Here is a 25,210-nt window from a genome sequence, read left to right as displayed (position 1 = left end):
GGAACGGCATGTACACGCAGACGCTCAACTTCGGGCTTGACGAAGACATCGAGGCGCTGCGCGACCTGGTGCGGCGCTTCGCCCAGGAAAAGATCGCACCGATCGCCGCCGAGATCGACCGCTCGAACGAATTCCCGGCACATCTGTGGGCGGAGCTCGGCGGGCTCGGCCTGCTCGGCATCACCGCCGATCCCGATTTCGGCGGCAGCGGCATGGGCTACCTCGCCCATGTCGTGGCGATGGAGGAGATTTCGCGCGCCTCGGCCTCGGTCGGCCTCTCCTACGGCGCCCATTCCAACCTCTGCGTCAACCAGATCAACCGCTGGGCGACGCAGGCGCAGAAGGAAAAGTATCTGCCTTCGCTCTGCAGCGGCGAAAAAGTCGGCGCACTGGCGATGTCGGAATCGGGTGCCGGCTCCGATGTGGTGTCGCTTCGCCTGCGCGCCGAAAAGCGCAACGATCGCTATGTGCTGAACGGCACCAAAATGTGGATCACCAACGGGCCGGACGCCGAGACGCTGGTCGTCTACGCCAAGACCGATCCGGAACTCAATTCGCGCGGCATCACCGCTTTCATCGTCGAAAAGGCTTTTGCCGGTTTTTCCGTGGCGCAAAAGCTCGACAAGCTCGGCATGCGCGGCTCGAACACCGGCGAGCTGGTGTTCGAGAATGTCGAAGTGCCGTTCGACAATGTGCTGCACGAGGAAGGGCGCGGCGTCGAGGTGCTGATGTCGGGCCTCGACTACGAACGCGCCGTGCTGGCCGGCGGGCCGGTCGGGCTGATGGCAGCGTGCCTCGACGTGGCGATACCTTACGTGCATGAACGCAGGCAGTTCGGTCAGCCGATCGGCGAATTCCAGCTGGTGCAAGGCAAACTCGCCGATATGTATGCGACGATGAACGCGGCGCGCGCCTACGTCTATGCCGTGGCCGCCGCCTGCGACCGCGGTGAGACGGCCCGCAAGGACGCCGCCGGCTGTATTCTGTTCGCCGCCGAAAAGGCAACGCTGATGGCGCTCGACGCCATCCAGCTTTTGGGCGGCAACGGCTACATCAACGACTACCCGACCGGCCGGCTTTTGCGCGACGCCAAGCTCTACGAGATCGGTGCCGGCACCAGCGAAATCCGTCGCTGGCTGATCGGGCGGGAAATCATGGTGGAGGGCGCCTGATGGCGCCTTTTTGAGATTTTGCCAGAAGCCGCACGATGTGGCACACTTCGGGATATGTGCCACAATCCAAGCGAGACGAACCATGGCGGGCAGAACGGGAAAGTCCGGATTTGACGAAGATCCGCAAGCACAGTTCGATGCCGGCGCTCGCAAAACGCCGCTTCGGGCTCCGGCGAAACGCGAGCGTGTCAAGCTTGGCGAGGGCGGGCGCTTCGTCATCCCTGCTGCGATGCGCGAGGAGATGGGCGTGAAGCCTGGCGAGGAGATGATCCTGCATGTCGAAAACGGCGAGCTGCGGGTAAGATCGTGGCTGCAGAATCTGCGACGCGTCCAGGCCGAATTGTCAGCGTTGAAACAGCCCGGTGAAAGCGTCGTCGACGAATTTCTGAAAGAGCGACGGGAAGAGCAGCGTCGAAGCGACAAGCGTCTCGACCGGCTTCACGCCGAAGGGACAACGGGAAAGCGGACGAAATGAAGCCCTACGTCATGGACAGTTCGGCGGCGCTCGCAATCCTGCTCAACGAGCAAGGCACCGATAATGCTTTGGGGTTCGCGCCGGATGCACAATGCAGTTCGGTCAATGCGGCCGAAATCATCGCCAAGCTGATCGACAAGGGACGCAGCATGGAACAGGCCGCGGACGACCTCGCCAGTCTCGGCATGCCGATCGCCGTTTTCGACGACGCGATGGGCATCGCCGCCGGGCAGCTTCGCCGATTGACACGGCATCGCGGCTTGTCGCTGGGCGATCGGGCTTGCCTGGCGCTGGCAATTCGCGAGAATGCCATTGCCGTCACCGCTGATCGCGATTGGGGCGACCTCGATGTCGGCTGCAAGATCGAGCTGATCCGGTAGCGCCATGCCCCCCCTCACCTCTCAGATGTCGTCCGCCTCCGATGCCTTCCGCACCAATGCCGAGCGCATGCGGGCGCTGGTCGCCGATATTGCTGAAAAAGCCGCCGCCATCGAGCGCGGTGGCTCGGAAGAGGCGCGTGAGCGGCACGTCTCCCGCGGCAAGCTCCTGCCGCGGCAACGCCTAGCCCAATTGCTCGATACAGGCTCGCCCTTCCTCGAAATCGGCCAGTTCGCGGCATGGTCGATGTATGGCGAGGACATCCCTTCGGCCGGCCTCATCGCCGGCATCGGCCGCGTCGAAGGCACCGAAGTGATGGTCGTCGTCAATGACGCCACGGTGAAGGGCGGCACCTATTATCCACTGACGGTGAAGAAGCATCTGCGTGCACAGGAGATCGCATTGCAGAACAATCTGCCTTGCGTCTATCTGGTCGATAGCGGCGGCGCCAATCTGCCCAACCAGGACGAGGTGTTTCCCGACCGCGATCATTTCGGCCGCATCTTCTACAACCAGGCCAACATGTCGGCCGCCGGGATTCCGCAGATCGCCTGCGTCATGGGCTCGTGCACGGCCGGCGGCGCCTATGTGCCTGCGATGTCGGACGAGACAATCATGGTGCGCAACCAGGCGACCATCTTTCTCGGCGGGCCGCCGCTGGTGAAGGCGGCCATCGGCGAGGACGTCACCGCTGAGGACCTCGGTGGCGCCGACGTGCACACAAGGCTTTCCGGCGTTGCCGACCATTATGCGCTCGACGACGAGCATGCGCTGGCCATATGCCGGCGTATCGTCAAAAACCTGAATCGGAACAAGAATGTAAGCCTTGCCTTACAGAAATCGATTCCGCCGCTTCACGATCCACATGAACTCTACGGCATCGTGCCGACGGATCTGCGCCAGCCCTACGACGTGCGCGAGGTAATCGCCCGCATCGTCGACGGCTCCGAATTCGATGAGTTCAAGCAGAATTACGGCACCACGCTGGTCACCGGTTTCGCCCATCTCAGCGGCATGCCGGTCGGCATCGTCGCCAACAATGGCGTGCTGTTTTCGGAAAGCGCGCTGAAGGGCGCGCACTTCATCGAGCTGTGCTGCCAGCGCAGGATTCCGCTGATTTTCCTGCAGAACATCACCGGTTTCATGGTCGGGCGAAAATACGAGGCCGGCGGCATCGCCAAGGACGGCGCCAAGCTGGTCATGGCGGTCGCCACCGCCAAGGTGCCGAAAGTAACGATGATCATCGGCGGCTCGTTCGGCGCCGGCAATTACGGCATGTGCGGACGCGCCTATTCGCCACGCTTCCTGTGGATGTGGCCGAATGCCCGCATTTCGGTGATGGGCGGCGAGCAGGCGGCAACGGTGCTGGCCGTGGTCAAGCGCGAAGGCATCGAGCGCAAGGGCGGGGAATGGAGCGCCGAGGAGGAAGCGAAATTCAAGAAGCCGATCCTGATGAAGTACGAGCATGAAGGGCACCCGCTCTATTCGTCGGCAAGGCTCTGGGACGACGGCATCATCGATCCGGCCAAGACCCGCGAGGTGCTAGCGCTCAGCCTTTCGGCCGCGCTCAACGCCGAGATCGAGGAGACACGCTTCGGCGTGTTCAGGATGTGAGATGAGCGAAACCGGCCAGAGGATTCGCATTCAAACCGGCGACATCACGAAGCTGGCGGTCGATGCCATCGTCAACGCCGCCAACACCTCGCTTCTCGGCGGCGGTGGCGTGGACGGCGCCATTCACCGCGCGGCCGGCCGCGAGCTTCTGGCAGAATGCCGGACATTGAATGGCTGCAAGGTCGGCGACGCAAAAATCACCAAGGGCTACAAGCTGCCCGCGCGCTACATCATCCATACGGTCGGGCCGGTCTGGCAAGGTGGCAGCAACGGAGAAGCCGAACTGCTCGCCTCCTGCTATCGCCGGTCGCTCGAAATCGCCGCCGCAAAGGACTGCCGGACGGTGGCGTTTCCAGCGATCTCGACCGGGGCCTACCGCTATCCGAAGGATCAGGCGACGCAAATTGCTGTCGGGACCGTGAGCGCCTTCATCGGCCAGAACATCGTTCCGGAAACCGTCATTTTCTGCTGCTTCGACGAGCCGACGGCCGAATTGTATCAGCGGGTCGTTACTTCACTCGGCAGGGTGTGACCCTGCGCGGGAGACAACCCACCACATCTCCAGACTATTTTTTGCTTCTCGATCTGGCCAGACGAAAGAATCACGGCTATTGATCATCGCAAATACCAATGGGGATTGGGCGAAGATGAGGCGGCGGGTTTTTCAGAGAACAACTGTGCATTTACTTGCAGGATTGCTTATATTAGTGACCCCTGGCATCGGCGCAGCGGAGTCGCTGGCGGGAAGCAAGGGCGAGACCCGTTTCTATCCCTATTTGCCGCAGAGCCCGAAGGATCCGTGTACCAGGGCCTACAAGGCCTATGTAGCGGCCGGCGGCCATTCAGCCTATGCAACCACTCCGTATTCCCGGGTGCGTTTTCTGTACATCATCTGCGGCTCGCGCTTGAATGCACCGTCACAGCAAGCTGCCGAAGAATTGGCGTTGAAATCCTGTCAGGCCGCCCGCAACAGTTACAGAGTTACAACAGGCGGCGGCTGCGAAATCGCTGCCTCCAAGTAGGCGAATATATTTCAGTGTTTGGGGTTCAAATGGGTTTGGCAATGAAATCTTTATCAATCAAGCGAGCAACCATGTCGGTACTTGCACTGCTTGTGGCCTCTGCACCGAATGTCGGCGCCGCCGAATCGCTGGCGGGAAGCAAGGGCGACAGCCGCTTTCCGGTCTATTTTGCACCGGGTACAATCGGAGGCTGCGGCAAGAATTACAAGGACTATGTGGCGGCTGGCGGTCACTCGGCCTATGCGATGACGCCATTCAACTGGGCAACCGAATTCACTATTTGCGGTGCTTATCTGAATGCAACATCCCAGAAGGCTGCGGAGGCGCTGGCGTTGAAATCCTGCCAGTCCGCGCGCAGCAAGTACAAGGTCACGACTGCAGGGGCCTGCGCCATAGCTGCCTCCAAATAGACCGACACTCGTCGGCCTTCGACGTATTCAATGGGTGGGAAAAATGAAATCTATAAGCGTCAAACAAGCAGTCTTCTCGCTGATAACCGGGTTGCTTCTAATCTCGAGCCCCAATGTCGGCGCGGCGGAATCGCTGGCTGGAAGCAAGGGCGACGTCCGCTTCTACCCGTATTTTCCGGCGACCGCGGATCGGCCATGCACCAAGGCATATAAGGCCTATGTGGCGGCCAGCGGCCATTCAGCTTATGCGACCACTCCGTATTCCCGGGTGCGTTCGTTGTACATCCTGTGCGGCTCGCGCTTGAATGCGCCCTCGCAAAAGGCTGCCGAGGATATGGCGATGAAATCCTGCCAGGTTACCCGCGACCGTTACAGGGTCACGACCGGGGGAGCTTGCGAAATCGCGGCCTCAAAGTAGGCAGGCCTCGCTTGCCTACCCTTTGACCGCCAGACTACAAAGCAGGGCATTGCCGCAGTTCGCGTGACGAGAATTCGCGCCGTTGGCGGCAGCTCTGCCTGTGGAGGCCCGATGTTCGCCAAGATCCTGATCGCCAACCGTGGCGAGATCGCCTGCCGGGTGATCCGCACGGCACGCAGGATGGGGGTGCGCAGCGTCGCCGTCTATTCCGACGCCGACGCTCACGCCCTGCATGTCGAAATGGCCGACGAAGCGGTGCATATCGGCGCCTCTCCCGCCAACGAAAGCTATCTGCGCGGCGACAAGATCATCGCGGCGGCCTTGGCCACAGGTGCCGAGGCCATCCATCCGGGCTACGGCTTTCTTTCGGAGAACCCTGATTTCGTCGACCAGGTGGTCGCGGCGGGGCTGATCTTCATTGGGCCGTCGGCGGCCTCGATCCGTGCCATGGGACTGAAGGACGCGGCCAAGCGGCTGATGGAAAAGGCCGGCGTGCCTGTCGTTCCGGGCTATCATGGCGAAGCGCAGGAGATCGTGTTGCTCGCCTCCAAGGCGCGCGAGATAGGCTACCCCGTACTGATCAAGGCGCGCGCCGGCGGCGGCGGCAAAGGCATGCGGCGCGTCGAGCATCCCGATGATTTTTCGGAAGCACTGTCGGGCGCGCGGCGCGAGGCGAAAGCCGCGTTCGGTGACGACCGCGTCTTGGTGGAAAAATATGTCGACAAGCCGCGCCACATCGAAGTGCAGGTGTTTGGTGACAATTTCGGCAACGCCGTGCATCTTCACGAACGCGACTGCTCGGCGCAGCGCCGCCATCAGAAAGTAATCGAGGAAGCCCCTGCCCCCGGCATGACGCCGGCACTGCGCAAGGCGATGACGGAGGCGGCGGTGAAAGCCGCCAAGGCAATCCACTATTCCGGCGCCGGTACCATCGAGTTCATCGTCGATGCCTCGCAAGGTTTGAAGGCCGACCGTTTCTGGTTCATGGAAATGAACACCCGCCTGCAGGTCGAGCACCCCGTCACCGAAATGGTTACCGGCATCGACCTGGTCGAGTGGCAGTTGCGGGTAGCCGCCGGCGAAAAACTGCCGAAGACGCAGAGCGAGATCGCGCTCTCCGGCCACGCCTTCGAGGCGCGCATCTATGCCGAGGACGCGGCAAGAGGGTTTTTGCCGGCGACCGGCACCTTGCACCATTTGAAATTTCCGCAGCCGGCACCGGAGGGTGCGACCATGCGCGTCGAAACCGGTGTGCGCGCTGGCGATGCGATTTCGCCGTTCTACGATCCGATGATCGCCAAGCTGATCGTTCATGGCAAGGACAGACGGACGGCGCTCATCGCGCTTGGCACGGCACTGTCGCAGACCGAAATCGCCGGCTCGACGGTCAACACTGGCTTTCTTGCCGCGCTGGCCGCTGATGCGGATTTTGCGGCGGGCGATGTCGATACCGGCCTGATCGCCAGGCACCAGCAGGCGTTGACGGCGGTTCCGCCGCCGAGCGGTGAGACGATTGCCGCCGCGGCACTTGCCGCGTCCGGTGCGCGCGACTTGCCGTCCTCGGACGATCCCTGGTCGTCACTGGCCGGCTATGCGCATTTCCACGCTGTAGCGCGGCGCACCCTGCTGAAGTTTGGCGAGCAGGAGATCGGCGCGCGCGTGTCGGTGCGGCCGGACGGGCGGTTCGAGGTGGCGCTGGATGCGCCCTATGACAGCGTCAATTCGCGGGATCTCCGCGCGGCGCCTCGCCTCGCCCGCTGGCCGGGTCACGTCACGGTCTTCGATGGCGCCATCGGCTACGGTTTTGCCGTGCCGGATCCGCTGGCCCGAGCCGACGAAGCCGCCGCCGCTTCCGGCAGCCTGCGCGCTCCAATGCCCGGCCTGGTCAAATTGGTGCGTGCAGCCAAAGGCGAGTCCGTGATCAAGGGCCAGCCGCTGCTGATCCTGGAGGCGATGAAGATGGAGCACACCATTGCCGCGCCCCATGACGGGGTTATCGCCGAGATTGCTGCCGAAGGCGCGCAGGTAACCGACGGCACAGTGCTGGTTCGCTTTGCCGAGGAACCTCAGTTGACTGCTGTTTCCCTATCCACGAAGTGATCTCGAACGCGTGACAAAGGCGTCGCCAAAAACAATATGGCCGGGTTTGACCCCGGCCATATTCGATTACAGCAGCGCGTCTTGCGGCGCCGCGGCCATCAAGGCTGGATCGGCGCGTATTTGCCGTCATGCCACTGGTTGATGTCGTAGCTGGCGTTTTTGAGGTCGCCTTTCTCGTCGAAGGTGACTGACCCGACAACCGTGCTGATCGGCTGGCCGTTCTTCAACGCTTCGGCGACCTTTGCCGGATCGTCGCTGCCGGCGCGTTTGATGCCTTCGGCGAAGGCCTGGATCACCGCATAGGAAAACAGCGTGAAGCCCTCCGGCACGAAGCCGCCGGCCTTGATCTTGGCGATGGCTTCCTTGGCTTCGGGCTTCGCCTGCGGATCCGACGGGAAGACGAACATGGTGCCTTCGCCGGCCGGACCGGCAACCTGCCAGAATTCCGGCGAAGCGATCGAGTCCGGCATGATCAACTGGAATTTGAGGTTCTGCTCCGCCGACTGACGCAGGATCAGGCCGGCTTCGGGGTGATAGCCGCCGAAATAGACGACGTCGGCTTTCAGCTCCTTGAGCTTGGTAACAAGAGCGGAATAGTCCTTCTCGCCAGCGTTGATGCCCTCGTAGAGGATTTCATTGAGACCGTTCTGGTTCATCGTTGCCTTCACGGCATCGGCCACGCCCTGCCCATAGGCGCTCTTGTCGTGCAGGATGACGACGTTCTTGCCGGCATATTTCTTGGCGATCCAGGGACCGATGAAAGCGCCCTGCGCATCGTCGCGCGTATAGAGGCGCATGATCGTCGGCCAGCCGGCTTTCGCCGCTGCGTCGGTCAACACCGGGTTCGAGGAAGCCGGACTCATCATCAGCGCACCGGCTTCGGCGTAGACAGCGGAGGCCGGGATGCTGGAGCCTGAGCAGGCGTGGCCATCGATGAACTTGACACCGTTGGCGATGATGCGGTTGGCGACCGAAACCGCCTGCTTCGGATCGCACTGGTCATCCTCGATGTCGAGCTTGACCTGGCGGCCGTCGACGCCGCCCGCCGCGTTGATCGCGTCGGCGGCGGCTTGCGCGCCCTGCTTGAACTGATCGCCGATGGTGGCAAGCTGACCGGTCATCGGTCCGACCACCGAAAAGGTGATGTCGTCGGCGAAGGCGACCGGCGCGGTCATCATCAGACCAAATATGGCGGCGCTCAAAATACTGAATTTCTTCATGGTGACACAACTCCTCCATTCTCGCGCGACCATCCCGGCCGCGCCTCTTCCAGAGTGGCGGGAGAATTTCATCCTTCACCGGAGCTGTCTAGGCGCATCGTCGGCGCTCGATTGGGCCTGCACACGCAGTCCCAAAGACAAAGCCGCGCCAGCCTTGTTCCGGCCGGTCGCAGCTTTTCTCATCGATCTCCCGAGGTATCCCCACCAGGATCCGCTCGCCTTCCCTGTTTGTACGGTTTATGGCGCGGCTCGTCCGCCGTGTTCTTGATCTTGTTGGCCCGGCCGTCTTGCGCGGCCTTGATTTTTCGGGCCCGGCCCTCTGCGCGGCCTTGACCCGAAGCGTCCCTGTTGTGAGGTCAGTACCCTTGTGAAGTCGATGCCGGCGAATTCAGTGCATCGTCATCCATTCGCGAGCTTCGCGCAGCGCCTTGGCGATCTCGACCTTCGACATGGCGGCAGACAATTCGGAGCGCAGTTCCGCGGCGCGGGCCGAACCCTTGATCGCGGCGATGTTGAACCATTTGTGGGCGGCGACGACATCGGTCTCGCAATCGCGGCCAGTCGCATACATCATGCCCAACTCGAAAAGAATATCGGCCTGGGCAGTTGCCCCCATGGCGCCGAAGCCGGCTTCAAGCATTTCAAAACGTGCCATTTCAAATCCCCTGTTCTGGCTCCCGAGAGCTGTCTCCGTCTGTCCCTCGGTGTCCTTGATTACCGTCGGGGGCGGCCGCTCTTTCGATGCTTTCGAGAATGCTCCGGAGGCTTGAATCCGTCGTTAAATGGCGTGCTTAATTTGAGGAAAACAAAGCTAAAACAAGAGGTAAACGCGAAAATTCGTTAAGGATACAAAGCCAGCAATCGCGCCGGTTTGCACAAGATTTGAAGAAAACTTGCGAGGCGCGGATCAAGACTCCGCTAACCACAGAAGACAAAGACGTGTGCGGCCCGTTTCATTTTTCGCCGGCGCGGCCGATCGGGAGCGGGCAAAGACCCGCAACCCTTCCGTCGCGGCACCGCTTTTGTTTTTCCGGGAGCTGGACTAGCTTACGTTTGCGTAAGGGGCAGACACCCGGGACGGAGCCCGATTGGACTTACCTGAGGGAGGAAAGACATGTTTCGACAAGTGAGCCTGGCCCTCGCGGCCGCAATAATGATGACCGGCGCGGCATGGGCCGATCCGATCGAAGGCAATTGGAAAACGCAAGCCGGATCGACTGCCGCCATTTCGGGTGGCGGCGGGGCATTTTCGATTACGCTCAAATCCGGCAAATTTGCCGGCAAGAACATCGGTTCACTGAAGATTGCCGGCGACAACAAATATGCCGGCACCATAACCGACCCGGAAACCGACAAGACTTATTCGGGCAAGGCTTCGCTTTCCGGCAGTTCGCTCAAGATGAGCGGCTGCGTGCTCGGCGGGCTGATCTGCAAGAGCCAGACCTGGCACAAGCTCTGATCGTGCCCTTCCTGCCGGGGTGAGCGGGGCCAGTCGGCCCCGTTTTCATGTTATCGGTCTCGCAGCCATGGCGTCGCCATGGGTCGCTGCACTCAACGCGGACCCTCTCAGAGATCATCAACCATTTTTGAACCCCAGATGAACGCCGGGATCAGAGCCGGTTCACGCTGGGCAAGGCATTGTCATGCGTGTTGAAGGAGACACCGCGCAATGCTTGCCCGCCGCTTCACCATCGTCTGCCTGCTGATGAGCCTGTTCGGCATGTTGTTCGCCGTCCTTGTCGCCGAAGCCGGCCGCCCGGCCCGCGCCTGGGACGTCGCCATTTCCTGCCGGCTCGGTTGCCCGAACCAGCTTCGCCACTGAAACGACAAAGAGCTGAACCTTTAGAGAAAAGCAAAACGCCAATGAACCGCCTCGCCGCCAACACCCTCAAGACGCTTCGGCTGCTGCCGCGCGCGGCGCTCATCCTGACTGTTCTTTCGGTACCGGTACTGGCGGTGCCGACGATGCGCACCAATGCCGGCTCGACGATCGAGGCGCCTGCGTTGAGGAAGTCAGGCCTCGGCTTTGTGCTGCTGGTTAGCCTTCAGCGCGGTTAGCAGACCGAAAAACGCCGACAGCGCGTATTGAGGCCGCCTTACCCCCTCCCAACCGCGCGTCCAACTCTCTATATTGGGTCATGGAAAAGCGAATCTATCCCCAAGCCATTGAATCGGTGGTCACGCCGGAGCCGTTTGGCCGGCAGAGCTTCAACGACGCCAAGAAGGCGGTCGCCGCCTTGCAGGTGCTTTACGACCGCAATACCAAGTTCCTGCGCGATTCATTTACCGCGCTCGCCGCTGGCGGTGACAACAACAAGCGCTACCGGGCCTTCTATCCGGAGATCGGCGTCACCACGAGTTCCTTCACGCAAATCGACTCGCGGCAGGCCTATGGCCACATGCCGACGCCGGGGCATTTCTCAACCACCGTCACCCAGCCTGCTCTTTTCGAAAGCTACCTCACCGAACAGCTTCGGCTGATCATGCGCAATCACGGCGTTCCCGTCACGGTTTCGGAATCGACCACTCCCATCCCGCTGCATTTCGCCTTCCTCGAAGGCACGCATGTCGACGGCACTGCTGCCGAGCGCATCAAACGGCCGATCCGTGACCTGTTCGACGTGCCGGATCTCGACGGCACCGACGACCAGATCGCCAACGGCACGTTCGAAGTGGCATTGGGCGAGGCACGGCCGCTGGCGCCGTTCACCGCGCAACGGATCGACTATTCGCTGCACCGGATGTCGCATTATACGGCGACCAGTCCCCAGCATTTCCAGAACTTCGTGCTGTTCACCAACTACCAGTTCTACATCGACGAATTCGTCGCCCGTGCACGCGAATTGATGGCCAATGGCGGTGATGGATATGTCGAGTTCGTCGAGCCGGGCAACATCGTGACCAAAGCAGGGGACGGCGCGCCCGGTGAGGGTGCTGCGCCCCCTCGCCTGCCGCAGATGCCGGCCTATCATCTGAAGAAGCCGAATCATGGCGGCATCACCATGGTCAATATCGGCGTTGGGCCTTCCAACGCCAAGACGATCACCGACCATATTGCGGTGCTCCGGCCGCATGCCTGGGTGATGCTCGGCCATTGCGCCGGCCTTCGCAACACGCAGGCGCTCGGGGATTATGTGCTGGCCCATGCCTATGTACGAGAAGACCATGTCCTCGACGACGATCTTCCGGTCTGGGTGCCGATCCCGCCGCTAGCCGAAATCCAGGTGGCTCTGCAGGAAGCGGTCGCCGAGGTCACCGGGCTTTCCGGATATGATCTCAAGCGCATCATGCGCACTGGCACCGTCGCCACTATCGACAACCGCAATTGGGAGCTGCGCGACCAGCGCGGGCCGGTCCAGCGGCTGTCGCAGTCACGGGCGATCGCGCTCGACATGGAATCGGCGACGATCGCCGCCAACGGCTTCCGCTTCCGGGTGCCCTATGGCACGCTGCTTTGCGTATCCGACAAGCCGCTGCATGGCGAATTGAAGTTGCCGGGCATGGCGACCGAGTTCTACAAGCGGCAAGTAGCGCAGCACCTGACCATCGGCATCAGGGCGATGGAGAAGCTGGCTGAAATGCCGATGGACCGACTGCATTCGCGCAAACTCAGGAGCTTTTCGGAAACTGCCTTCCAGTAAATGCCGAATCGCATGTGTCTGTCCAGGTCAGGACATTTCGTCATCTTGATTGAGCCGCACTTCTGCCGATAGACAAGGCGATGGCACGTGTTCGGGACATGACGGTTGCGCTGGCATTCGTCGCAATGCTTGCACTCTCGGCCGCGCTGGTGGCCGGGTTCTTCGGATCGCTGCATCCGGCCCTCGATTCCTTTGCTCATTTCCGCGTCCATTTTTCGGTGCTGATGGCGCTTTGCGCGCTGCCGCTGCTCGCCACCTCGTTTCGCCTGCAGGCCGCGGCCGCATTGCTGTTTGCGATAGCCTCCTTTGCCACCACGCCGAATGCCTTGCCGCTTTCGCGGCTATGGCAGGTGCAGGCCGCCTACGAAGCCAAACCCGGTGACGAGCCAGTCTACCGCCTGCTGCAGATGAACCTCAGGTTCAACAATCCAACGCCTGAGAAGGTGCTGTCGCTGATCGGCCGGACCCAGCCTGATGTGATCACCCTCGACGAGGTGTCCGAGATGTGGAAGGCAAAGCTTGGGCTGCTATCAGGCGCCTATCCCCACCGGATCCTCTGCCCATATCCCAATGGCGTGTTCGGCGTTGCGCTGCTGTCCAGACGACCGTTTGCCATAGGCACGGAGCCGCACTGCGACAGCCGCGGCGCGATGGCGATCGCCACGGTCGATTTCGGCGGAACCGACGTCGATGTCGCCGCCATCCACCTCACCTGGCCATGGCCGCACAACCAATCACGGCAGATTGGAGGGTTGTCTGACGAAATCGCCTCACTTGGCGAGACGTCGATCCTGGCAGGCGACTGCAACGCAGCGCCATGGAGCGCCGCTGTCCGGCGCGTCGCATCGCTTGGCAAGCTGACTGTAATGCCGTCGGTCGGGCCGACCTGGCTCTACAGAAGGCTGCCGGATTTCCTGCGCTTCGCCGGACTGCCGATCGACCAGGTTTTCAGCAAGGGCGCCATTGTTATCCATTCGGCGTCGACCCTTGAGGACACCGGCTCAGACCATCTGCCGGTGCTGGTGGAGTTTTCGCTTCGGTCGGATGAACAAAAGCCGCTCGACGAGCACCAGACGGCGACCGCGCTTGCGGCGCTGCCTGGCGGGACGCGAAGCTGAAAATCCGCAGTCCAATCTCGACCTGGCTTATTACTGGCCCACAAAAGCGCGGATGAGGTGCTCGACAGGGCCGCCGTCGCGATGCTCGTGCGCATCGAAGCCGATCTGCTTTGCCTCGTATTCGGCATAGATGGCATTGATCCGGCGCTTTGCCTCGCGACGTGCCTCGAAACAGTGCGGGTCATCACCGACTGTCAGCCCTCGAACCGACTTTTCGGTGGCCCGCATCATCTGTCTGGCGATGCGGCCATGGGTCTCTTCATGGGCGCGGACGCCAGCGAAGAACCGCTTCCAGCGCTTCTGCAGCGCAGGCGACGTGGCTGAGACCAGTTTGGGATAGGTATAGAAGAGATTGAGCGTCCCGTTGGCCTGGCGCAGGCGGCAGACGCCGTTTTCCCGATGGGCGTCGAAGGTCCAATCATCGACGCTGTAGCCGGTCTGCGCGATGGCGTGGGTCATGAAGCCGTGCTTCGGCCCACTGCGATCCATGGCCTCGATCAGGGCCGCGCCGGTGGTTCCGGCAATGTTGTAAGTTCGTGTCTTGACCAGCACCTTAGTGCCGGCCAAGGCTGCAGGGGCGCACAATGCCCCGATCGCCACAACGCTCGTCAGAACTGCCAGGCGCATTTTTCCTTCCTCCCTGTCGCCGCAGAAAGGAAACACAGGCAGGCGGTTTATTCAACAATCCTACGGTTGCGCTGCTCCTCATCTTGTTTAGTCCGGAGCAAATCTTGTGACTTACATGTTCTGGTAGACCGGGCCCTCGCCGCCCTGTGGCGGCACCCAATTTATGTTCTGGTTCGGGTCCTTGATATCGCAAGTCTTGCAGTGCACGCAGTTCTGCGCGTTGATGACGAAGCGCACATCCTTGGCCGCAGCATCGGCGGCGGCATTGCCATCCTTGTCGACCCATTCGTAGACGCTGGCCGGGCAGTAACGCGTCGAGGGTCCCGCATAGACGTCATGCTCAGAGCGCTTCTGCAGGTCCATGTCGGCGACGAGCAGATGCACCGGCTCGTTCTCCTCGTGGTTGGTGTTGGACAGGAACACCGACGACAGCCGGTCGAAGGTCAGTACCCCGTCCGGCTTCGGATAGGCGATCTTCTGGTGCGCGGCGGCCGGTTCCAACGTGGCATAGTCGGCCCTGCTGTGCTTCATCGTGCCGAAGGGCGAGAAGCCGAACAGCGTGTTCAGCCACATGTCGAGGCCGCCAAGGCCGACGCCGACAATGGTGCCGAAGCGCGACCATAGCGGCTTGACGTTGCGCACTTTCTTCAGGTCCTTGCCGATATCGGTGGCGCGCCAGGCGGCCTCGTAGGAGGCCAGCTCGTCATTGGTGCGGCCGGCGGCTATCGCATCACAGACATGCTCGGCCGCCAGCATTCCGGAGAGCACGGCATTGTGCGAGCCCTTGATGCGCGGCACGTTGACGAAGCCGGCCGCGCAGCCGATCAGCGCACCGCCGGGGAAGGACAGTTTCGGCACCGACTGCCAGCCGCCTTCGGTGATGGCGCGGGCACCATAGCCCAGCCGCTTGGCACCCTCGAAGGTGCCGCGGATCGCCGGATGGGTCTTGAAGCGCTGAAACTCGTCAAAGGGCGACAGATAGGGGTTCTTGTAGTTCAGGTGAACGACGAAGCCGACTGCCACCTGGTTGTCCTCGAGATGGTAGAGGAAGGAGCCGCCGCCGGTCTTCATATCGAGCGGCCAGCCGAAGGAATGCTGGACAAGGCCCGGCCGGTGGTTTTCCGGTTTGACCTGCCAGAGTTCCTTGAGGCCGATGCCGTATTTTCCGGGCTCGCGGCCGTCGGAAAGGTGGTATTTGGCGATCAGTTGCTTGGCCAGCGAGCCGCGCGCGCCCTCGCCGATCAAGACATATTTGCCCATCAGCGCCATGCCCGGCGCAAAGCCCGGACCGTGCGTGCCGTCCTTCTCGACGCCCATGTCGCCGGTGACGACGCCGGTGACCGCACCGGCCTCATTGTAGAGCAGGCCGACCGCGGCAAAGCCCGGATAGATCTCGACGCCCAGCGCCTCGGCCTTGGTCGCCAGCCAGCGGCAGACATTGCCGAGCGAGACGATATAGTTGCCGTGATTATTCATCAGCGGCGGCATCAGGATATTGGGCAGACGGAACGAACCGGCGGGGCCGAGAACCAGGAAATGGTCGTCGGTGACCGGTGTCCTGAAGGGATGACCCTCCTCTTCGCGCCAGCCGGGCAGCAGCCGGTCGATGCCGATCGGATCGACGACGGCGCCGGACAGGATGTGCGCGCCGACTTCGCCGCCCTTTTCCAGCACGACGACGGAAAGCTCGGGATTGACCTGCTTGAGACGGATCGCGGCGGCGAGGCCGGCCGGGCCGGCGCCGACGATGACCACGTCGAATTCCATGCTTTCGCGTTCGATATCGCTCATCGATCCCTCACTGGCTCGCTATTCCCGGCATCTTGCTGGCTCACGCGCTGCATAGCGCATCAAATAGCGACGGGAAACCGGCGCGGACGTGACAATACCGATTTCGTCAAAAAGTCGCGTCCTGCCGCACAGATTCGCGGTGACGAGCATCAATCTTCAATCCTATTCCGTTTGCACAGATATGTCGCACTGATGTTTTTAATTGTTCGACGGCTTGCTTATCGGCCATACTTCCCGCCATGCGCATATTCGGGCCGGCTGGCTTTTCATCGACGCGCTTTTTTTTCACGCCCGGCCGGTTTTGCCGTGCGGCGCTCTTGGCGCTTCTGCCACTGACGGCCCTCGATGCCCGTGCCGAGCAGCAACTGGTCTGGGCGACCGGCGCCTATTCCTTTTCCGACGAGCGCGGCGGTTTCCGCATCACCGGGGCTTCCGGCATCGGCACGAAAGAGGATCCGCTGGTCATCACCGAAGAGCTGAATTCAGCGACGCCGGTAACGCTGGCCATTCGCACGACAAGGCCGATCCAGCCGTTCGGCAAGGCGGGAGACTTCGCCAATGGTCTGATGTATATGCGCATCGACGTGCTCAACAATAGCGGCCAAGCCTGGGTCGAGTTCCAGTTCGAACTCCAGGAGATCCTCGACCAGCCGAGCGTGTTCGGCGACGGCCTGTCGTTCGACCAGCGCAACAAAACGCCCGAAAATATCTGGTCGAGCAGCTACGCCGATTTCGACCGCAATTTCGAACCGTATGACCGCCTGCTGTTCAAGAACGGCAAGATCGACCCGCTGAAGACCGCCAGCTTCTATTTCCTGATCACCGACTACACGCCGCGCTGGACGTTCTATCTGGTGCAGGATCCGCGCATACCGTCGAGCTGAACTTGCAAATTCAAGCTCCGCGTCCGAATGTGAAACCATGACTGCCGCCCCCCACACTAGCCGAGCCGATCTCGCCGAGCTGCTGGCCTTCTACGCCAGCGCCGGCGTCGACGAGGCACTTGAAGAACAGCCGGTAAACAGGTTTGCAGAAGCCAGGCCGCCCGAGCGGGTGCCTGCGGCGGCCGCTCTGCCGGCCGGTGAAAATGCATCGCCTCATCGCTCGACGAGCGTGTCGCGCGCCGAAATGGGCGAGAGACCGAATACGGCACCGGCAGTGCGAACGTCCCCGGCCATGTCAACGGTGCCCGACGAGGCGCAGGCGGCATTGGCGCGGCAACTGGCGAGATCGGCGGCAAACCTCGACGAGCTTCGCCAGCACATGGCGGCATTCAACGGCTGCAATCTTAAATTCACCGCCAAGAACCTGGTGTTCGCCGACGGCAATCCGACTGCCGCGGTGATGCTGGTCGGCGAAGCACCGGGCCGCGACGAGGATATAGAGGGCTTGCCGTTCGTCGGCCGCTCGGGCCGGCTGCTCGACCGCATGCTGGCCGCGATCGGTCTTGACCGGACATCTGCCTACATCGCCAACGTGATTCCCTGGCGGCCGCCGGGCAACCGCACGCCGACGCCGCACGAGACCGAGATCTGCCGGCCGTTCATCGAGCGGCAGATCGAACTGGTCAATCCGAAGGTGCTGGTCAATCTCGGCGGCCCGTCGGCAAAGACCCTGCTCAACACCTCCGAAGGCATATTGCGGCTGCGCGGCAACTGGCGCGTCCACACGACCCCGTCTGGCGTCGCCATTCCCGCCATGCCGACCCTGCATCCGGCCTATTTGTTGAGAACGCCGGCGCATAAGAAGCTGGCGTGGCGGGATTTCCTCGAAGTGAAGGCGAAGTTGCGGGCACTTGGGTAACGGTGCAGAACGCGTCTTCCGTCCTCCCCTTGCGAGGAAGGAAGGGCGGCATCATGACCTCGCAGGTAATTGAAATGCGCCCACTGCCGGCCTAGTCATCTCGTTATGACAGCAGCCCAGATTTCCGCCGGCAGTCTCATTCGCGAATGGCGTACACGCCGGCGCATGAGCCAGCTCGACCTCGCCATGGAGGCCGAGATCTCGCAGCGGCATCTGAGTTTCGTTGAAAGCGGCCGCGCCGCACCCTCGCGTGACATGGTGCTGCATCTGGCGGAGCAGCTTTCGATCCCGCTCAGGCAGCGCAACCAGCTGCTGCTGGCCGCCGGCTTTGCCCCGAGCTTCAGCGAACGACCACTTGACGATGCCTCGATGGCACCGGCGATGGCGGCGGTCGAGACCGTGCTCAAGGCGCACGAGCCGTTCCCGGCGCTTGCCGTCGACCGGCATTGGAACCTGGTGTCGGCGAACGCCGCCATCGGCCCGTTCCTCGCCAATGTCGCCGACGCCTCACTGCTGAAGCCGCCGGTCAACGTTTTGCGCCTCAGCCTGCATCCCGGCGGCATCGCGCCGCGCATCGTCAACCTTGCGGAATGGCGGACGCATCTTCTGGAGCGGCTGAAGCGGCAGAACGACGCTGCCGCCGATCCGGTTCTGGTCGAGCTCGAGCGCGAGCTTCGGGCCTATCCGTCCGGCCTTAAAAGCAGCCGGCCGGCGCCGGTCGAGCCGAACGCGATTGTCCATCCGCTCAAGCTTGCCCATGGCGACGCGGTGCTGTCGTTCATCAGCACCATCACCGTGTTCGGCACGCCGCTCGACGTGACGCTGGCGGAGCTGGCGATCGAATCTTTTTTCCCCGCCGACGAGCAGACGCGGGCGGTGCTGATGCGGCTGGCGAAAGAGCGGACCGACGCAGCGGGCTGATCACCCTTCCGGCGCGACGGCCTTGCGGGTGCGGGTGCGTTCGAGACCCAGCTGGCGCTCGCGCCAGATGATGAAAATCCCCGCCGCAACCACGATCATGCCGCCGACCAGCATGTTGATCGTGGCGATATCGCCAAAGACCAGATAGCCGACGACGACGCCGAGGATCATCGAAGTGTATTCGAACGGTGCTACGACGGAAGCCTCGGCATGGCGATAGGCCGAGGTCATCAGGATCTGGCCGAGCCCGCCGCAAAAACCCGCGGCAATCAGAAGCCCCGCCTGTGCTGGCGTCAGCGCCTGCCAGCCGAATGGCAGCGAAAGCAGCGCCATGACGCTCGCGGTTACCGAAAACCACAGCACGATGGTCGCCGTCCGCTCGCTCTGGACGAGGTTGCGAACCAGGAGCATGGCGATGGCCGAGATCGCCGCGGCTATCAGGGCGGCGATGACGCCAAGCACCTCCTGATCGCCAAGGGCAGCGCCCGAACTGAGCAGCGTCAGTTCCGGCCACGAGATGATCAGCACCCCGACCAGGCCGACGGCAACCGCACTCCAGCGATAGATGCGGATGGCTTCGCCGAGGAAGATCGAACTGAACACCACGACCAGCAGCGGCTGCGCGTAGTTCAGTGTGATCGCCTCCGGCAGCGGCAGCCGCGTCAGCGCGAAGAAGCCGAGCCCCATGGCACAGACACCGACGACGCCGCGCGCAATGTGGTTGAGCGGGCGCTTTGTCGAAAAGGCGGTTCCGAGTTTTCCCTGGAAGGCGAGGAAGGCGATGATCGGAAAAATGGCAAAGAAGGAGCGGAAGAAGACGATCTGGCCCGCCGGGACGGTGCCTGCCGCCTTGATGCAGGACGACATGCCGACGAAGACCGCCACCGATACGATCTTGAGCAAGATCCCGGTCAGCGTGCTGTGCTCGCCGGCAAGGTCGCCAACTGCAAGCACTGGCAAATCCGGTCTGGCTGTCACGCCCCTTTTGCTTCCTCGATCGCCGGCGTTGCCGGCATGTCGATATGCCTGATGCCGTAGGTGCGGTAGTGCGCGTCGGTCACCGCATTGAGCGCGGCAGGCGTCGACCCGATCGTACCCGCCTCCCGCGCGCCCTTGATGAAGGCCACATCCTCGCGACGCAACACAGAGGCGCTCGTTCCGAATTTCGGCGTGACGACGGTCATGGAAGCCTCGCGATGATGCTTGGGAAATGATCGCCTGAAATAGACGTCGCTGCAGTTTTGTCGAGGGAACGTTTCGTGTAAAGAGCGCAGACTTCAAATTATTTGGACCAGCGGACCGCCCGCCGCTCCCGGATCGACAGGAAAAATCAAGGAATGCGCACAGATACCGGCCAGGTCTTCAAGCTCGAAGACTATCGCCCCAGTGATTATCTCATTCCGGAAACCAGCCTGACTTTCCGCCTTTCGCCTGAAGCAACGCATGTGACCGCCGTGCTGACGGTCGAACGCCGCGACGGGATTGCGGCGTCGGTGCCACTGGTGCTGGATGGCGACGGGCTGACGCTCCGCAGCATCGCCATCGACGGCCAGGAACCGAGCCCTGCGGATTTTCTCGCCACGCCCGATCAACTGACAATCATCAGCCCCCCTGCGACAAGGTGCTTCCAGCTGAGAATTGAAACCGTGTTGGCGCCGGCGCAGAACGAAGCGCTAATGGGCCTCTATCGCTCGAGCGACGTCTATTGCACACAATGCGAGGCCGAAGGCTTTCGCCGCATCACTTATTTCCTCGACCGTCCCGACATCCTGTCGGTCTACACGGTCCGCATCGAAGCTCAGCGCCGTGAGGCGCCGCTGCTTTTGTCCAACGGCAACCCGGCCGATGGCGGCGAGCTTGCCGGCGGCTGGCACTATGCGGTCTGGAACGACCCCTTCCCCAAGCCGTCCTATTTGTTTGCGCTGGTGGCGGGCGACCTCGGCAAGATCTCGGACAGTTTTGTCACCCTGTCTGGCCGCAAGGTCGAGCTCGGAATCTATGTCGAACCGGGCAAGGAGAGGCTCGCCGGCTACGCCATGGACGCTTTGAAACGGTCAATGAAATGGGACGAGGAGGCATTCGGCCGCGAATACGACCTCGATGTCTTCAACATCGTCGCCGTGTCCGACTTCAATATGGGCGCAATGGAGAACAAGGGCCTCAACATCTTCAACGACAAGTACGTTCTTGCCGACCAGGAAACTGCGACCGACGCCGATTTCGCCAATATCGAAGCCATCATCGCGCATGAGTATTTCCACAATTGGACAGGTAACAGAATCACTTGCCGCGACTGGTTCCAGCTTTGCCTGAAGGAAGGGCTGACGGTTTTCCGCGACCACGAATTCTCGGCCGATCAGCGCTCGCGCGCCGTCAAGCGCATCGCCGAGGTGCGTACGCTGCGCGCCCATCAGTTTCCCGAGGACCAAGGGCCGCTGGCGCATCCGGTCCGGCCTCGCCGCTACCGCGAGATCAACAATTTCTACACGGCGACGGTCTACGAAAAAGGCTCGGAAGTCGTGCGCATGATCCATACCATCCTCGGCGCCGAGACGTTTCGCGCCGGCATGGACCTCTACTTCGAACGTCACGACGGCCAGGCGGCGACGATCGAAGACTTCATCAAAGTGTTCGAAGACGTCTCAGGTCGCGACCTGTCGCAGTTTTCGCTGTGGTATCATCAGGCCGGTACGCCGAACCTGACCGTCAGTTCGGCGTATAATCCGGCGGCGCGGGAATTCACGCTCGAAATCGAGCAGTCGGTGCCGCCAACACCGTCAGAAAGCCGCAAGCGGCTGATGCACATTCCGCTTGCCTTCGGCCTGGTTGGCGCCGGTGGCGAGGCAATAGCCCACAGCGGCGCCGAAGGGGCGAATGTCGAGGACGGTGTCATCCATATCCGCAAACGCCGCCATGTCGTCAGGTTTTCCGGGATTGCCGAGCGTCCAGCCATGTCGCTCAACCGCGGCTTTTCGGCGCCGGTGACGCTTTCGGTCGAGCAGCGGCCCGACGACCAGTTTTTTCTGGCTGGCCACGACAGCGACGCCTTCTCGCGCTGGCAGTCGTTCAACACTCTTTTGACCGATGCGCTGATTGCAGCCTTCCGCCAGATCCTGGACCACAGGCAACCCGAGTTCAGCGCCCGGCTGACCGGGCTTGCCGGCAAGACAGCCGGCGACGAAGCGCTCGAACCCGCCTATCGGGCGCTGGCGCTGGCGCTGCCCGGCGAGGCCGATATCGCCCGCGACATCGGCAAGAACATCGACCCCGACGCCATTTTCGCGGGGCGCGAGGCGCTGGCGGTTGCGATCGCCGAGGCCAACCGCGAGATATTCTCCAACCTTTACGATCGGCTCGCCGACAATGGTCCGTTCAGCCCGGACGCGGCCAGTGCCGGGCGGCGTGCACTGCGCAATGTCCTGCTGGATTATCTCTGCTTGCTCCCGGGAGGTGCGGAACTCGCTGCCCGGCACTTCCAGTCGGCGACCAACATGACCGACCGGGCCGCGGCGTTGACCGTGCTTGCGCACCGTCACCACGGCTCACCGGAGGCGACCAAGGCGCTGGCGGATTTCGAGGCGAAATATGCAACCGATCCGCTGGTCATGGACAAATGGTTCCAGACCCAGGCCAGCGTGCCCGGCCCGCAAACCATGGACGCGGTGCGCGCCTTGACCAGCCACCCGGCTTTCTCGATGGCCAACCCGAACCGGGTACGGGCACTCATCGGTACGTTTTCCAGCGCCAACCAGACCGGCTTCCATCGCGCCGACGGCCAAGGCTACCGGCTTTTCGTCGAAACGGTGCTGCAGGTCGAAAAACGCAACCCGCAGGTGGCCGCCAGGCTGGCGACGGCGCTCAGGTCGTGGCGCTCGCTCGAACCGGTGCGGCAGGCCAAGGCAAGGGAGGCGTTGCTTTCGATCGCCAATACCGAGAAGCTGTCGGCCGATTTGCGAGACATCGTCGAGCGCACCCTGGCGTAAGCGACCTCCCGTTCTCCCCTTGTGGGAAAAAGGGAAGACCACCCGAAAACCCCATTATTTTAGTCGATTTTTAATCTTTTTTCGCCGCGCCTCTGGACAAGGCGAATCACCTTTGATTCTTTAGTGACGATTCGGAAGTGCGGCGTTGCCGGATCGTCAAGCGGGACAGAAAATCGGGGAGTGCCATTTATGGCGAAGGCGGACGCGTGGGGCGCGCCCGGTGGGACGGCGTTTGAGCGTCGCGAGGCGCGAAGCGACGGTCTCGCGGGCAATACGCGGCTCATCGCCGAACCTGCCTACCGACGGCTGCTGGCAGCCGAGCCGCTGTTGCGGCGATCGATCCCGGCCCTCATCATCATGTTTCTGTTGATCATCGCAGTACTGCGCTTTCTGTCGCTGATGAACGAGCGCGACGAGATCGAGCGCGACGCCAAGGCGATCCTTGCGCTGGCCGCCGGCCAACTGGCCAGTTCGATCGCCGACGCGACCATGATTTCCGCGCCCGGCGCGATCCAGGACCTGCTGGAGAGCACCGGTCGTCAGGGCGCGATGGGCCGAAGCCACGTACTGGCGATCACCGATAGCGCCTTCAAGATCATTGCCGTATCGCCGCAGTCGATGCACTGGGAGGGGCGATCGCTCGATGGCGTCGTGCAGGGCGGGCAGCCGCTGTTCATGTTCGGCGACCGCGCCGGGGTAATAGAGGTCAACATCGGCGGACAGGACTGGTACGCGGCAGTGAGCCTGGCGAATGGCCGAAGGGGTGCCGCGGCAGCGTTCGTGCCGCAGGAGGCAGTTTTTGTCGCCTGGCGCAAGACGGTCTCACTCAACGTCACGCTGTTCGTGCTGACGGCCGGCGTGCTGATCATCATCCTCTACGCCTATTTCGGCCAGGCGGCGCGCGCCCAGGCCGCCGATCGCATCTATCTCGAAGCCCACCAGCGCATCGACATGGCGCTGGTGCGCGGCCGCTGCGGCCTGTGGGATTGGGACATGGTGCGCGGCAAGATGTACTGGTCGCGCTCGATGTACGACATGCTGGGCTACGAGCCTTGTGACACGATGCTGTCGTTCGGCGAAGTCGATGAAATCATTCATCCCGAGGACGGCGATTTGTTCGAACTCGCCAACAGGATCGTCGCACGCGAGATCGACCATATCGACCAGGTGTTCCGGATGCGCCATGCCGACGGGCAATGGGTTTGGATGCGCGCAAGAGCACACGTTATCGACCCGGAAGCGCCGGAGATCCAGCTGATCGGCATCGCCGTCGACGTCACCGAGCAGCGGCATCTGGCGCTGCGCTCCGAAGCGGCGGACCTGCGCCTGAGGACGGCCATCGAAAACATCAACGAATCTTTCGTGCTGTGGGATTCGTCCGAGCGCCTGATCATGTGCAATTCCAAATACCAGCAGGACAACGGCCTGTTGGATCGCGACGTGATGCCGGGCGCTCCGCGCGCCGTTCTGGAGGAACGCATGCTGGCCTTTGCCTCGGAGCGGCGGCTTGCCAACACCAACGGACCGCAGGGAGGCGTGACCTTCGAGCGCCAGCTTGCCGACGGCCGCTGGCTGCAGGTGAACGAGTTGCGGACAAGGGACGGCGGTACCGTCTCTGTCGGCTCCGACATCACCCAGATCAAGCTGCACCAGGAGAAGCTGGTCGACAGCGAGCGCCGGCTGATGGCGACAATCCATGACCTCAGCCTTGCCCGCCGCGCGGAAGAAGAACGGGCTCGTGAGCTCGTCGAACTCAATCGCAAATACATGAAGGAAACCGAGCGCGCCGAAGCGGCGAACCGGGCCAAATCCGAATTCCTGGCCAACATGTCGCACGAGTTGCGCACCCCGCTCAACGCGATCATCGGCTTCTCGGAACTGATGGAACGGCGGCTGTTCGGGCCGCTGGGTTCGCCGCGCTACGAAGAGTATGCCACCGACATCAACGGCAGCGGCAAATATCTTCTCGGTGTGATCAATGACATCCTCGACATGTCGAAGATCGAGGCCGGCCAGTTCGCCCTGGATCAGGAAGAAATCGATCTCTGCCCGCTCATCAGGGAGACGGTTCGCGTCGTCTCTCTGCAGGCGGCGGAAAAGTCGATCACCGTCGAAACCCGCATCGCCGATTCGCTGACGCTGTTCGCCGACCGCAGGGCGATCAAGCAGATCCTCATCAACCTTCTGTCCAATGCGGTGAAGTTCACCGGGCAAGGCGGCCACATCTCGGTCAGAGCCCGCAGCATTTCCAGCGCGCTGATCCTGACGATCGAGGACAATGGCTGCGGCATCCCGAAGGCGGCGCTGAGCAAGCTCGGGAGGCCATTCGAACAGGTGCAAAACCAGTTCTCCAAGAGCCATGCCGGCTCCGGCCTCGGCCTCGCCATCTCCCGCTCGCTGGCCGAGCTTCAGGGTGGCGCGTTGAAGATCCGCTCGACCGAAAGCGTCGGAACGATCGTCTCGGTACGCATCCCGATCAAGAAAGCGGCGCAAGCGGTCAGGGCCGCTGCCTGAATG

The 25,210-nt window shown here is 62.2% G+C and carries 26 protein-coding genes; 19 read left to right on the top strand and 7 right to left on the bottom strand.

Features of this window, described 5'->3' with window-relative positions:
- Positions 1–8: 8 nt before the first annotated feature.
- From NKJ23_RS08260 to NKJ23_RS08220, 9 genes are all read left to right on the top strand, one after another.
- Positions 9–1,172, top strand: a complete 1,164-nt coding sequence (locus NKJ23_RS08260; protein ID WP_352679828.1) for an isovaleryl-CoA dehydrogenase — start codon at positions 9–11, stop codon at positions 1,170–1,172.
- 82 nt (positions 1,173–1,254) lie between these two features.
- Entirely contained in the window at positions 1,255–1,647 is a 393-nt protein-coding gene (locus NKJ23_RS08255) for an AbrB/MazE/SpoVT family DNA-binding domain-containing protein (protein WP_352679825.1), read from the top strand.
- Positions 1,644–2,027 (top strand): type II toxin-antitoxin system VapC family toxin, encoded by a 384-nt coding sequence (locus NKJ23_RS08250; RefSeq protein ID WP_352679822.1) that lies wholly within the window; start codon positions 1,644–1,646, stop codon positions 2,025–2,027. The genes NKJ23_RS08255 and NKJ23_RS08250 overlap by 4 nt, the downstream gene beginning before the upstream one ends.
- A 4-nt stretch (positions 2,028–2,031) precedes the next feature.
- Positions 2,032–3,639 carry a carboxyl transferase domain-containing protein gene (locus NKJ23_RS08245; RefSeq protein WP_352679819.1) on the top strand — a complete coding sequence of 536 codons (1,608 nt, stop codon included), beginning with the start codon at positions 2,032–2,034 and terminating at the stop codon, positions 3,637–3,639.
- A gap of 1 nt (position 3,640) precedes the next feature.
- A complete protein-coding gene (locus NKJ23_RS08240; RefSeq protein WP_352454352.1) occupies positions 3,641–4,171 on the top strand; it encodes an O-acetyl-ADP-ribose deacetylase in 531 nt (176 codons plus the stop codon).
- Positions 4,172–4,286: 115 nt separating this feature from the next.
- On the top strand, positions 4,287–4,661 hold the full coding sequence (locus NKJ23_RS08235) for a hypothetical protein (protein ID WP_352578451.1): 375 nt from the start codon (positions 4,287–4,289) through the stop codon (positions 4,659–4,661).
- A 29-nt stretch (positions 4,662–4,690) separates the two neighbouring features.
- A complete protein-coding gene (locus NKJ23_RS08230) occupies positions 4,691–5,071 on the top strand; it encodes a hypothetical protein (RefSeq protein WP_245274740.1) in 381 nt (126 codons plus the stop codon).
- Positions 5,072–5,114: 43 nt separating this feature from the next.
- Complete coding sequence (locus tag NKJ23_RS08225) at positions 5,115–5,489, top strand: hypothetical protein (protein WP_023677798.1); 375 nt, start codon at positions 5,115–5,117, stop codon at positions 5,487–5,489.
- Between the two features lie 111 nt (positions 5,490–5,600).
- Positions 5,601–7,589: an acetyl/propionyl/methylcrotonyl-CoA carboxylase subunit alpha gene (locus NKJ23_RS08220; protein WP_352645828.1), complete on the top strand. Its 1,989-nt coding sequence runs from the start codon at positions 5,601–5,603 to the stop codon at positions 7,587–7,589.
- A gap of 98 nt (positions 7,590–7,687) precedes the next feature.
- Here NKJ23_RS08220 and NKJ23_RS08215 read toward each other — a convergent pair whose 3' ends face one another.
- Together NKJ23_RS08215 and NKJ23_RS08210 are read right to left on the bottom strand one after the other, a co-directional pair.
- Positions 7,688–8,809 carry a branched-chain amino acid ABC transporter substrate-binding protein gene (locus NKJ23_RS08215; RefSeq protein WP_352569848.1) on the bottom strand — a complete coding sequence of 374 codons (1,122 nt, stop codon included), beginning with the start codon at positions 8,807–8,809 and terminating at the stop codon, positions 7,688–7,690.
- A gap of 388 nt (positions 8,810–9,197) precedes the next feature.
- Positions 9,198–9,464, bottom strand: a complete 267-nt coding sequence (locus NKJ23_RS08210) for an SEL1-like repeat protein (RefSeq protein WP_010915070.1) — start codon at positions 9,462–9,464, stop codon at positions 9,198–9,200.
- 459 nt (positions 9,465–9,923) lie between these two features.
- Between NKJ23_RS08210 and NKJ23_RS08205 the strand changes: the two genes are divergently transcribed.
- The 5 genes from NKJ23_RS08205 to NKJ23_RS08185 all read left to right on the top strand — a co-directional run bounded on the left by NKJ23_RS08205 (position 9,924) and on the right by NKJ23_RS08185 (position 13,568).
- Positions 9,924–10,268, top strand: a complete 345-nt coding sequence (locus tag NKJ23_RS08205; RefSeq protein ID WP_352645826.1) for a DUF2147 domain-containing protein — start codon at positions 9,924–9,926, stop codon at positions 10,266–10,268.
- A 210-nt stretch (positions 10,269–10,478) separates the two neighbouring features.
- On the top strand, positions 10,479–10,631 hold the full coding sequence (locus tag NKJ23_RS08200; protein WP_023718367.1) for a hypothetical protein: 153 nt from the start codon (positions 10,479–10,481) through the stop codon (positions 10,629–10,631).
- A 41-nt stretch (positions 10,632–10,672) separates the two neighbouring features.
- Positions 10,673–10,867, top strand: coding sequence for a hypothetical protein (locus NKJ23_RS08195; protein WP_352454349.1), 195 nt, complete (start codon positions 10,673–10,675; stop codon positions 10,865–10,867).
- Positions 10,868–10,947: 80 nt separating this feature from the next.
- The gene (locus NKJ23_RS08190) at positions 10,948–12,450 is read left to right on the top strand and encodes an AMP nucleosidase (RefSeq protein ID WP_352540756.1); all 1,503 of its coding nucleotides are present in this window, start codon (positions 10,948–10,950) and stop codon (positions 12,448–12,450) included.
- Positions 12,451–12,530: 80 nt separating this feature from the next.
- Positions 12,531–13,568, top strand: a complete 1,038-nt coding sequence (locus tag NKJ23_RS08185; RefSeq protein WP_352645825.1) for an endonuclease/exonuclease/phosphatase family protein — start codon at positions 12,531–12,533, stop codon at positions 13,566–13,568.
- A 30-nt stretch (positions 13,569–13,598) separates the two neighbouring features.
- Here the strand turns inward: NKJ23_RS08185 and NKJ23_RS08180 are convergent, their stop codons facing one another.
- The 3 genes from NKJ23_RS08180 to NKJ23_RS08170 all read right to left on the bottom strand — a co-directional run bounded on the left by NKJ23_RS08180 (position 13,599) and on the right by NKJ23_RS08170 (position 16,275).
- On the bottom strand, positions 13,599–14,195 hold the full coding sequence (locus tag NKJ23_RS08180; RefSeq protein WP_352645823.1) for a DUF922 domain-containing protein: 597 nt from the start codon (positions 14,193–14,195) through the stop codon (positions 13,599–13,601).
- A 111-nt stretch (positions 14,196–14,306) separates the two neighbouring features.
- Positions 14,307–15,986 (bottom strand): electron transfer flavoprotein-ubiquinone oxidoreductase, encoded by a 1,680-nt coding sequence (locus tag NKJ23_RS08175; protein WP_352679813.1) that lies wholly within the window; start codon positions 15,984–15,986, stop codon positions 14,307–14,309.
- A gap of 106 nt (positions 15,987–16,092) precedes the next feature.
- Positions 16,093–16,275 (bottom strand): hypothetical protein, encoded by a 183-nt coding sequence (locus NKJ23_RS08170; RefSeq protein ID WP_198023574.1) that lies wholly within the window; start codon positions 16,273–16,275, stop codon positions 16,093–16,095.
- On the opposite strand from NKJ23_RS08170, the gene NKJ23_RS08165 reads away from it, so the two are divergent.
- The 3 genes from NKJ23_RS08165 (at position 16,226) to NKJ23_RS08155 (ending at position 18,710) form a co-directional block, all read left to right on the top strand.
- The gene (locus NKJ23_RS08165) at positions 16,226–16,870 is read left to right on the top strand and encodes a hypothetical protein (RefSeq protein ID WP_023677808.1); all 645 of its coding nucleotides are present in this window, start codon (positions 16,226–16,228) and stop codon (positions 16,868–16,870) included. The two genes, NKJ23_RS08170 and NKJ23_RS08165, sit on opposite strands and share 50 nt — an antisense overlap.
- Before the next feature lie 37 nt (positions 16,871–16,907).
- Positions 16,908–17,789, top strand: coding sequence for a uracil-DNA glycosylase (locus NKJ23_RS08160; RefSeq protein ID WP_352679810.1), 882 nt, complete (start codon positions 16,908–16,910; stop codon positions 17,787–17,789).
- Positions 17,790–17,894: 105 nt separating this feature from the next.
- Positions 17,895–18,710, top strand: coding sequence for a helix-turn-helix domain-containing protein (locus NKJ23_RS08155; RefSeq protein WP_352471021.1), 816 nt, complete (start codon positions 17,895–17,897; stop codon positions 18,708–18,710).
- Here the strand turns inward: NKJ23_RS08155 and NKJ23_RS08150 are convergent, their stop codons facing one another.
- Positions 18,711–19,664: a DMT family transporter gene (locus NKJ23_RS08150; protein ID WP_352616906.1), complete on the bottom strand. Its 954-nt coding sequence runs from the start codon at positions 19,662–19,664 to the stop codon at positions 18,711–18,713.
- 20 nt (positions 19,665–19,684) lie between these two features.
- Complete coding sequence (locus NKJ23_RS08145; protein ID WP_352679885.1) at positions 19,685–19,894, bottom strand: hypothetical protein; 210 nt, start codon at positions 19,892–19,894, stop codon at positions 19,685–19,687.
- 153 nt (positions 19,895–20,047) lie between these two features.
- Here NKJ23_RS08145 and pepN point away from each other — a divergent pair, with 153 nt between their 5' ends.
- A complete protein-coding gene (gene pepN / locus NKJ23_RS08140; protein WP_352679809.1) occupies positions 20,048–22,693 on the top strand; it encodes an aminopeptidase N in 2,646 nt (881 codons plus the stop codon).
- Between the two features lie 189 nt (positions 22,694–22,882).
- Positions 22,883–25,207 (top strand): PAS domain-containing sensor histidine kinase, encoded by a 2,325-nt coding sequence (locus NKJ23_RS08135; protein ID WP_352679807.1) that lies wholly within the window; start codon positions 22,883–22,885, stop codon positions 25,205–25,207.
- The last annotated feature ends 3 nt before the right edge of the window (positions 25,208–25,210 follow it).

This window comes from Mesorhizobium sp. M0184 (assembly GCF_040322215.1).
GTDB lineage: Bacteria > Pseudomonadota > Alphaproteobacteria > Rhizobiales > Rhizobiaceae > Mesorhizobium.
The sequence above is the reverse complement of the archived record's forward strand: the minus strand, read 5'-3'. Positions and strand labels throughout refer to the sequence as shown.